General features: G+C 70.8%; 5 protein-coding genes and 1 pseudogene. 1 reads left to right on the top strand and 5 read right to left on the bottom strand.

Annotated elements, in window-relative coordinates; translation table 11 throughout:
* Positions 1–546: hypothetical protein (locus tag AC069T_RS19820; RefSeq protein ID WP_478783984.1), on the bottom strand; the 546-nt coding region annotated here is incomplete at its 3' end.
* A 120-nt stretch (positions 547–666) separates the two neighbouring features.
* A complete protein-coding gene (locus AC069T_RS19815) occupies positions 667–2,133 on the bottom strand; it encodes an amino acid permease (RefSeq protein WP_478783983.1) in 1,467 nt (488 codons plus the stop codon).
* Between the two features lie 271 nt (positions 2,134–2,404).
* Here AC069T_RS19815 and AC069T_RS19810 point away from each other — a divergent pair.
* Positions 2,405–3,146: pseudogene (locus AC069T_RS19810) on the top strand (MerR family transcriptional regulator).
* 67 nt (positions 3,147–3,213) lie between these two features.
* On the opposite strand, the gene AC069T_RS19805 reads toward AC069T_RS19810, so the two are convergent.
* Genes AC069T_RS19805 through AC069T_RS19795 form a run of 3 tightly spaced genes read right to left on the bottom strand, consistent with a single transcriptional unit; the run spans position 3,214 to position 7,815 of the window.
* Complete coding sequence (locus tag AC069T_RS19805; protein ID WP_478783982.1) at positions 3,214–5,388, bottom strand: 3-hydroxyacyl-CoA dehydrogenase NAD-binding domain-containing protein; 2,175 nt, start codon at positions 5,386–5,388, stop codon at positions 3,214–3,216.
* 40 nt (positions 5,389–5,428) lie between these two features.
* Positions 5,429–6,643: an acetyl-CoA C-acetyltransferase gene (locus tag AC069T_RS19800; RefSeq protein ID WP_358851912.1), complete on the bottom strand. Its 1,215-nt coding sequence runs from the start codon at positions 6,641–6,643 to the stop codon at positions 5,429–5,431.
* Between the two features lie 29 nt (positions 6,644–6,672).
* Entirely contained in the window at positions 6,673–7,815 is a 1,143-nt protein-coding gene (locus AC069T_RS19795) for an acyl-CoA dehydrogenase family protein (RefSeq protein ID WP_478783981.1), read from the bottom strand.
* Positions 7,816–7,818: the final 3 nt, after the last annotated feature.

The raw sequence follows: 7,818 nt of genomic DNA, 5'->3' as shown, positions 1-7,818 counted from the left end.
GAAAGGAGGAGAACAAGGAAAGAACACAAAGAGGGGGGGGTGGCTGCCGCTCCCCCCCCCCCCCCCCCCCCCCCGGGCCCGTGCCCGCGCGGCGCGGGCGTCCCGCTCGCGGTGGCCGTCCTCGCGGGACGCGGCGAGCGGCACGGCACCCTCCTCGGGGGCCCGCTGCCCGGTGCGGGCCCCGTCGTCAATCCGAAGCCCGGTGCGGACGGCGTCGTCAGCCCGAAGCCCGGTGCGGACGGTGTGGTCAGCCCGCCGCCCGGTGCGGACGGCGTCGTCGGCCCGAAGCCCGGTGCGGGCCGCGTCGTGCTCCGCGGCGGCCAGGAGCCTGCGCGTCCGGGACCGTTCGGCCGCGGCGGCGGCCCGCACCGCGTCCGCCCGCACCGCGGCGCCCCCGGCCGCCTCGCCCCGGGTCGCGAGGGCCCGGTGCAGCGGCGGCAGCACGCGGGCGAGGCACAGGTACACCACGGCGAACAGCGGCAGCGTGAGGAGGAGGTCTGCGGTCCTCGGACCGGCCGGACCCGCCGGGTGCGGAAGGAAATCCATGCCCGGGACCTACCCGCTCACATGTACGAAACCAACGCGCATCTGCGCCAGAGTTGACCGAAAGTCACCGTTGTCGCCGCCCCGGACCGCGGGATGCCGCCGCACCCGTACCTCAGCGGCCTACCCGGTGATCCGGGTCAGCTCCCGGTCCGCGGACTGCGCGACGCGGCGCCGGACGGCGAACCAGCCGCCGGCCAGCAGCACCGCGACGAGCGGGATGAGGAGCAGCGTCTTGCGGCCGACCTCCGGGTCCTTCCCCATCAGGCCCAGCACGGCGACGAGGAAGGCGATCGTGACGATCTCGGTGACCGGGCTGCCCCACAGGCGGAACGAGGGACGGGTCAGCAGGCCCTCCTTGGCGCGGCGGACGAACACCAGGTGGCAGATCATGATGATCACCCAGGTGCTGATGATGCCCAGGGACGCCACGTTCAGGACGATCTCGAAGGCCTGGCTCGGCACGAGGTAGTTCAGGACGACACCGAGCACGCACACCGCGCAGGTCAGCAGGATGCCGCCGTACGGGACCTGGCTGCGGTTCATCCTCGCGGTGAACTTCGGCGCGGAGCCCGCCATGGCCATGGAGCGCAGGATGCGGCCGGTGGAGTACAGGCCCGAGTTCAGCGAGGACATGGCCGCGGTGAGGACCACGAGGTTCATCACGTCACCGGCCGCCGGGACGCCGATCTTCGACAGCACCGTGACGAAGGGGCTCTGGCCGGCCGAGTAGACCGAGCCGGGCAGCAGCAGGGCGAGGAGGACGACCGAGCCGACGTAGAAGAGCGCGACCCGCCACATGATCGAGTTCACCGCGCGCGGGACGACCTTCTCCGGCTCGGCGGTCTCGCCCGCGGCGACACCGACCAGCTCCAGGGCGGCGTACGCGAAGATCACGCCCTGCATCACCAGGACGACGGGCATGGCCCCGTGCGGCAGGATGCCGCCGTGGTCGGTGATGACGCCCACGCCCGGGGTGGTGCCGCCGACCTCGTGCCGCGTCGCCAGCAGGAAGATGCCGACCAGCATGAACGCGATGAGGGTGGCGACCTTGACGATCGCGAACCAGAACTCCATCTCGCCGAAGATCTTGACGGAGATCAGGTTGACGGCCAGGACCACGGCGAGCGCGACGAGGGCGAGCACCCACTGCGGGATGTCGGTGAACAGGCTCCAGTAGTGCGTGTAGAGCGCGATCGCGGTGATGTCCGCGATGCCGGTCGTGGACCAGTTGAGGAAGTACATCCAGCCGGCGACGTACGCGCCCTTCTCGCCGAGGAACTCGCGCGCGTACGACACGAAGGACCCGGAGGAGGGCCGGTAGAGGACCAGCTCGCCCAGGGCCCGCACGACGAAGAAGGCGAAGACGCCGCAGACGAGATAGGCGAGGGCCAGCGCGGGGCCGGCGTCGTGGAGCCGGCCGCCGGCTCCCAGGAAGAGTCCGGTGCCGATCGCTCCGCCGATCGCGATCATGTTGACGTGGCGGGCCTTGAGGTCCTTGCTGTACCCGGCGTCGCCCGCGTCCGCGGGGGTACCGGCGGCTTCCGGGCGGGCTGCGGCCCTGGCCGTGTCTACGGCGTCCTTGGTCACGGGTGGATCAACTCTCTGGTGCCCCGGCGCACGGCGTACGCGGGTGTCCGGATGTGTCTGGTCCGCGCCGTCCCACTCGTGGCACAGACCAAGGCGCCACCTTCCCTCAGAGATCACCCCGCATGCGGTGGCCGATGTCACATAGCGGCACATCTCACATGCTGATCGGGGCCTGTACAGATCTCCCGCGACGTGCATCCGGCACTCTCCGGTCCGGGTGCCGGCCGGCTCCGGCGTCCGCTTTCACCACACTGGTGAGACAGCAATACTGTTGCACCGGACCACCGCACCACCCGAAGAGGCGAGGGGCTGCCATGACGACGGACACCGGGGAGCCGACGCTCACGGTCGACGAACTGGCCGCGCGGGCCGGCGTCACGGTCCGTACGGTCCGCTTCTACAGCACCAGGGGTCTGCTGCCGCCGCCCGTGATCGGCCCCCGCCGCGTGGGCCACTACAGCGGGGAGCACCTGGGCCGTCTCGCGCTCATCGAGGAGTTGCAGCACCAGGGCATGACGCTGGCCGCGATCGAGCGTCACCTCCAGCGGCTGCCGCCCGGCCTGAGCGCCGAGGACCTCGCCGTCCACCGCGCCGTGGTCGCCTCGTGGGCGCCGGACACGGCGGAGGAGATGTCGCGGGAGGAACTGGAGCGGCGGGCGGGCCGGCCGCTGGACGCGGCGGACCTGGACCGGCTCACCGCGATGGACCTGGTCGTCCCCGTCCCCGGCGGGTTCCGTGCGGACCCGGGTCTGCTGCGGCTCGGTGTCCAGCTCCTCGACGTGCCGATCGCGCCCGAGGCGATCCGCGCGGCGCGGACCGTCCTGCTGGAGCACTCGCGGGCGGCCGCGCACGAGCTGTCCACGCTGCTGCGGGAAGCGGTGGGCGGACGGGAGTCCGTGGCCGCCGTGAAGTCCCTGTCCGCGCACATGCAGCCGCTCGTGGTGCAGGCCCTGCTGACGAGCTTCCAGCGCTCCCTCAAGGAGGAACTGCGGGAGTGGCTCAGGGAGTCCTGAGCCACTTCGCCGCCGAGGCGCAGCCGCCACGCGGGGCGGCTCGCGCTATACGTGCCGGCTGCCGCTGTTACTTGTCGCTGAACGTCTCGCCGCTGTCCGCCTTCTCGACGAGGAGCGCGGGCGGCGTGAACCGCTCGCCGTAGCGCTCGGCGAGTTCACGCGCGCGCGTCACGAAGCCGGCCGGTCCGCCCTCGTACCCGTTGATGTACTGGAGCACGCCGCCCGTCCAGCCCGGGAAGCCGATCCCGAGGACGGATCCGATGTTGGCGTCGGCCACGGACGTCAGGACCCCTTCTTCGAGGAGGCGGACCGTGTCGAGCGCCTCGGAGAAGAGCATGCGCTCCTGCATGTCCTCGAACGGGATGCGGTGCCCCGGCTTCGTGAAGTGCTCGCGCAGTCCCGGCCACAGCCTGCCGCGGCTGCCGTCCTCCCCGTACTCGTAGAAGCCCGCTCCCCCGCTGCGTCCCGTGCGGCCGAACTCGTCGACCATGCGGTCGACGACCGCCTCCGCCGGGTGGGTCGCCCAGGTGCCGCCCGCCTCCTCGACGGCGCGCCGGGACTCCTCGCGGATCCTGCGCGGCAGGGTGAGGGTCAGCTCGTCCATGAGGGAGAGCACCTTCGCCGGGTAGCCCGCCTGGGCCGCCGCCTGCTCGACGGACGCGGGCTCGATGCCCTCGCCGACCATCGCGACGCCCTCGTTGATGAAGTGCCCGATGACGCGCGAGGTGAAGAAGCCGCGCGAGTCGTTCACGACGATCGGGGTCTTGTTGATCTGGCGGACCAGGTCGAAGGCGCGGGCCAGCGCCTCGTCACCGGTGCGCTCGCCCCTGATGATCTCGACGAGCGGCATCTTGTCGACCGGGGAGAAGAAGTGCAGCCCGATGAAGTCGCCCTGCCGCTCCACGCCCTCGGCGAGGACGGTGATGGGCAGCGTGGAGGTGTTGGAGCAGAGCAGGGCGTCGGGGTCGACGACGTGCTGGATCTCCTGGAACACCTTGTGCTTGAGTGCCGGGTCCTCGAAGACGGCCTCGATCACGGCGTCGCAGCCGGCCAGGTCCTGCGGGTCCGCCGTGGGCGTGATGCGGGCGAGCAGCGCGTCCGCCTTCTCCTGGGTGGTACGGCCCCGGGAGACGGCCTTGGCGCACAGTTTCCCGGAGTAGTCCTTCCCCCTCGCCGCGGCCTCGGCCGACACGTCCTTGAGGACGACGTCGATGCCGGCGCGGGCGCACGAGTAGGCGATGCCCGCGCCCATCATGCCGGCGCCGAGGACGGCGACCCTGCGGACCTGGCGCGGTGCGATGCCGTCGGGCCGGCTGGCACCGGAGTTGACCGCCTGGAGGTCGAAGAAGAACGCCTGGATCATGTTCTTGGCGGTCTGCCCGGTGACCAGCTCGGTGAAGTAGCGCCCCTCGATGGTCAGCGCCGTCTCGAAGTCGACCTGGGAGCCCTCGACGGCGGCCGCGAGGATGTTGCGCGGGGCCGGGTAGGGGGCGCCGTTCAGCTGCTTCCTCAGGCTCGCGGGGAAGGCGGGCAGGTTCGCGGCGAACCGGGGGTTCGACGGCGTGCCGCCTGGGATCTTGTGACCCGGCTTGTCCCAGGGCTGCTGCGACTCGGGGTTGGCGTCGATGAAGGCGCGCGCCTTGGCGAGCATCTCCTCGTGGGTGGTGGCCACTTCGTGGACGAGGCCGTTCTCCAGGGCCCGCCGCGGGGAGTACTGGGTGCCCTGGAGCAGCACCTTCAGCAGCGCGTCCGCGATGCCCATGAGGCGTACGGTGCGGGTGACTCCGCCGCTCCCGGGCAGCAGGCCGAGGGTGACCTCGGGCAGGCCGATTTTGGAACCGGGGGCGTCCAGGGCGATGCGGTGGTGGGAGGCGAGGGCGATCTCGTAACCGCCGCCGAGCGCAGCGCCGTTGACGGCGGCGACGACGGGCTTGCCCAGTGTCTCGATGCGGCGCAGGGCGGACTTGAGGGCGACGCCGGCCTCGAACACCCGCTGGGCGTCCTCAGGTCCGGCCTTCATCATGTCCTTGAGGTCGCCGCCCGCGAAGAAGGTCTTCTTGGCGGAGGTGTAGATGATGCCGCGGATGGAGTCCTTCTCCGCCTCGGCGCGTTCGGCGACCGCCGCGATCGAGGTCCTGAAGGCCTGGTTCATCGTATTGGCGGACTGGTTCGGGTCGTCGAGGACGAGGGTGACGACGCCGGTCTCGTCCTGTTCCCAGCGGATGGTGGTGCTCTCGGTCATGAGGAGGGTCTCCGTGTAGGTCTCGTGGGCCGCTGGGGAGTTACAGGCGCTCGATGATCGTGGCGATGCCCATGCCGCCGCCGACGCAGAGGGTGGCGAGGCCGTAGCGCTTGTCCTGGCGCTCCAGTTCGTCGACGAGGGTGCCGAGGATCATCGCGCCGGTCGCGCCGAGCGGGTGGCCGAGCGCGATGGCACCGCCGTTGACGTTGACCTTGTCCAGGGACAGGCCCATGTCCTTGACGAAGCGCAGCACGACCGCGGCGAAGGCCTCGTTGATCTCGACGAGGTCGATGTCGTCGATGGTCAGACCGGCCTTGGCGAGTGCCTTGCGGGTGGCGGGCGCGGGGCCGGTGAGCATGATGGTCGGCTCGGAACCGGAGACGGCGGCGGAGACGATACGGGCACGCGGGGTGAGGCCGTAGCGCTCGCCGACCTCGCGCGAGCCGACCGCCACGAGGGAGGCGCCGTCGACGATGCCGGACGAGTTGCCGGCGTGGTGGACGTGGTCGATCTCCTCGACCCAGTGGTACTTCTGCAGGGCCACGGCGTCGAAACCGCCCAGTTCGCCGATGTCGGCGAAGGAGGGCTTGAGCCCGGCGAGCGAGTCGGCGGTGGTGCCCGGGCGCAGGTGTTCGTCGTGGTCGAGGACGACCAGGCCGCTGCGGTCCCTGACCGGCACGACGGACCGGCCGAAGCGGCCGTCCTTCCAGGCCGCGGCGGCGCGTTCCTGGGAGAGGGCGGCGTACTCGTCGACGTCACGGCGCGTGAAGCCCTCGATGGTGGCGATGAGGTCGGCGCCGATGCCCTGCGGCACGAAGTTGGTGTCCAGGTTCGTCATCGGGTCGGCGAACCAGGCGCCGCCGTCCGAGGCCATCGGCACTCGCGACATCGACTCGACGCCGCCCGCGAGGACCAGGTCCTCCCAGCCGGAACGGACCTTCATGGCAGCCAGGTTGACGGCTTCGAGACCGGAGGCACAGAAGCGGTTCTCCTGGACGCCGGCGACGGTGTCGGGCAGTCCCGCGGCGATCGCGGCGATGCGCGCGATGTCGGAGCCCTGGTCGCCGACCGGGCCCACCACGCCGAGCACGATGTCGTCGATCGCGGCCGGGTCGAGGCCCGGGAAGCGGTCGCGGATCTCGTGGATGAGCCCGACGACGAGGTCGATGGGCTTGGTGCCGTGCAGGGCGCCGTTCGCCTTGCCGCGGCCGCGCGGGGTGCGGATCGCGTCGTACACGTACGCTTCGGTGCTCACTGATAAGCCTTTCGGGGAGGGCCAGGGGGTTAGCCGAGCAGGGAACGGCCGATGATCTCCTTCATGATCTCGGTGGTTCCGCCGTAGATGGTCTGGATGCGTCCGTCGGTGAAGGCCCTGGCGACGCGGTACTCCGTCATGTAGCCGTAGCCTCCGTGCAGTTGGAGGCAGCGGTCGGCGACCCGCTTCTGGAGTTCGGTGGCCCACCACTTGGCCATCGAGGCGTGCACGGCGTCGAGTTCGCCGTTCGCGTGGTCGACGATGCAGCGGTCGAGGAACGTGCGGGTGACGGCGCACTCGGTCGCCATCTCGGCTATCTCGAAGCGGATGTGCTGGAGCTTGGACAGCGGCCGTCCGAACGCCTCGCGCTCCTTGACGTACGCGGTGGTGATCTCCAGCAGGTGCTCGGCCGCGGCGATCCCGGCGACGGCGATGCCCATGCGCTCCTGCGCGAGGTTCGTCATCAGGTGCAGGAAGGCGCCGTTCGGCTCGCCGAGCAGGTTCTCCTTGGGCACGCGGACGTCGTGGAAGAACAGCTCGGCGGTGTCCTGCGCCTTCTGGCCGATCTTGTCCAGGTTGCGGCCGCGCTCGAAGCCCTCCGTGCCGCGCTCGACGACCAGCAGGGACAGGCCCTTGGCGCCACCCTCGGGCGTCGTCCTCGCGACCACGATCACCAGGTCGGCGAGGATGCCGTTCGAGATGAAGGTCTTGGAGCCGTTGAGCAGCCAGTGGTCGCCCCGGTCCTCGGCGTGCGTCCTGATGCCCTGGAGATCGGAGCCCGCGCCCGGTTCGGTCATGGCGATGGCCGTGATCAGCGAGCCGTCGCAGAACCCGGGCAGCCAGCGCCGCTTCTGCTCCTCGGTGGCCAGGTCCGTCAGATACGGCCCGATGATGTCGTTGTGCAGGCCGAGGGCGAGTCCTGCGGCACCGGCGCGCGTGAACTCCTCGGCCAGTACGGCGCTGTAGCGGAAGTCGGCGGTGCCGCCGCCCCCGTACTCCTGCGGGACGGCGAGGCCGAGAAGTCCCTGCTTCCCGGCCGCCCGCCATGCCTCACGCGAGACGATGCCGTCCTTCTCCCACTGCTCGTAGTGCGGCAGGACCTCCTTGGCGAGGAACGTGCGGACGGTCTCGCGGAACGCGTCGTGCTCGGCGGAGAAGATCTGCCGCTTCATTGC

The sequence above is a fragment of the Streptomyces sp. NPDC043867 genome, assembly GCF_056435845.1.
This window is presented reverse-complemented; position numbering and strand designations above follow the sequence as displayed.

Bases quoted from the DNA above. Each gene is read 5' to 3' on its own strand.
- AC069T_RS19805 (WP_478783982.1), bottom strand. From the start codon at position 5,388: ATGACCGAGAGCACCACCATCCGCTGGGAACAGGACGAGACCGGCGTC.
- AC069T_RS19795 (WP_478783981.1), bottom strand. From the start codon at position 7,815: ATGAAGCGGCAGATCTTCTCCGCCGAGCACGACGCGTTCCGCGAGACC.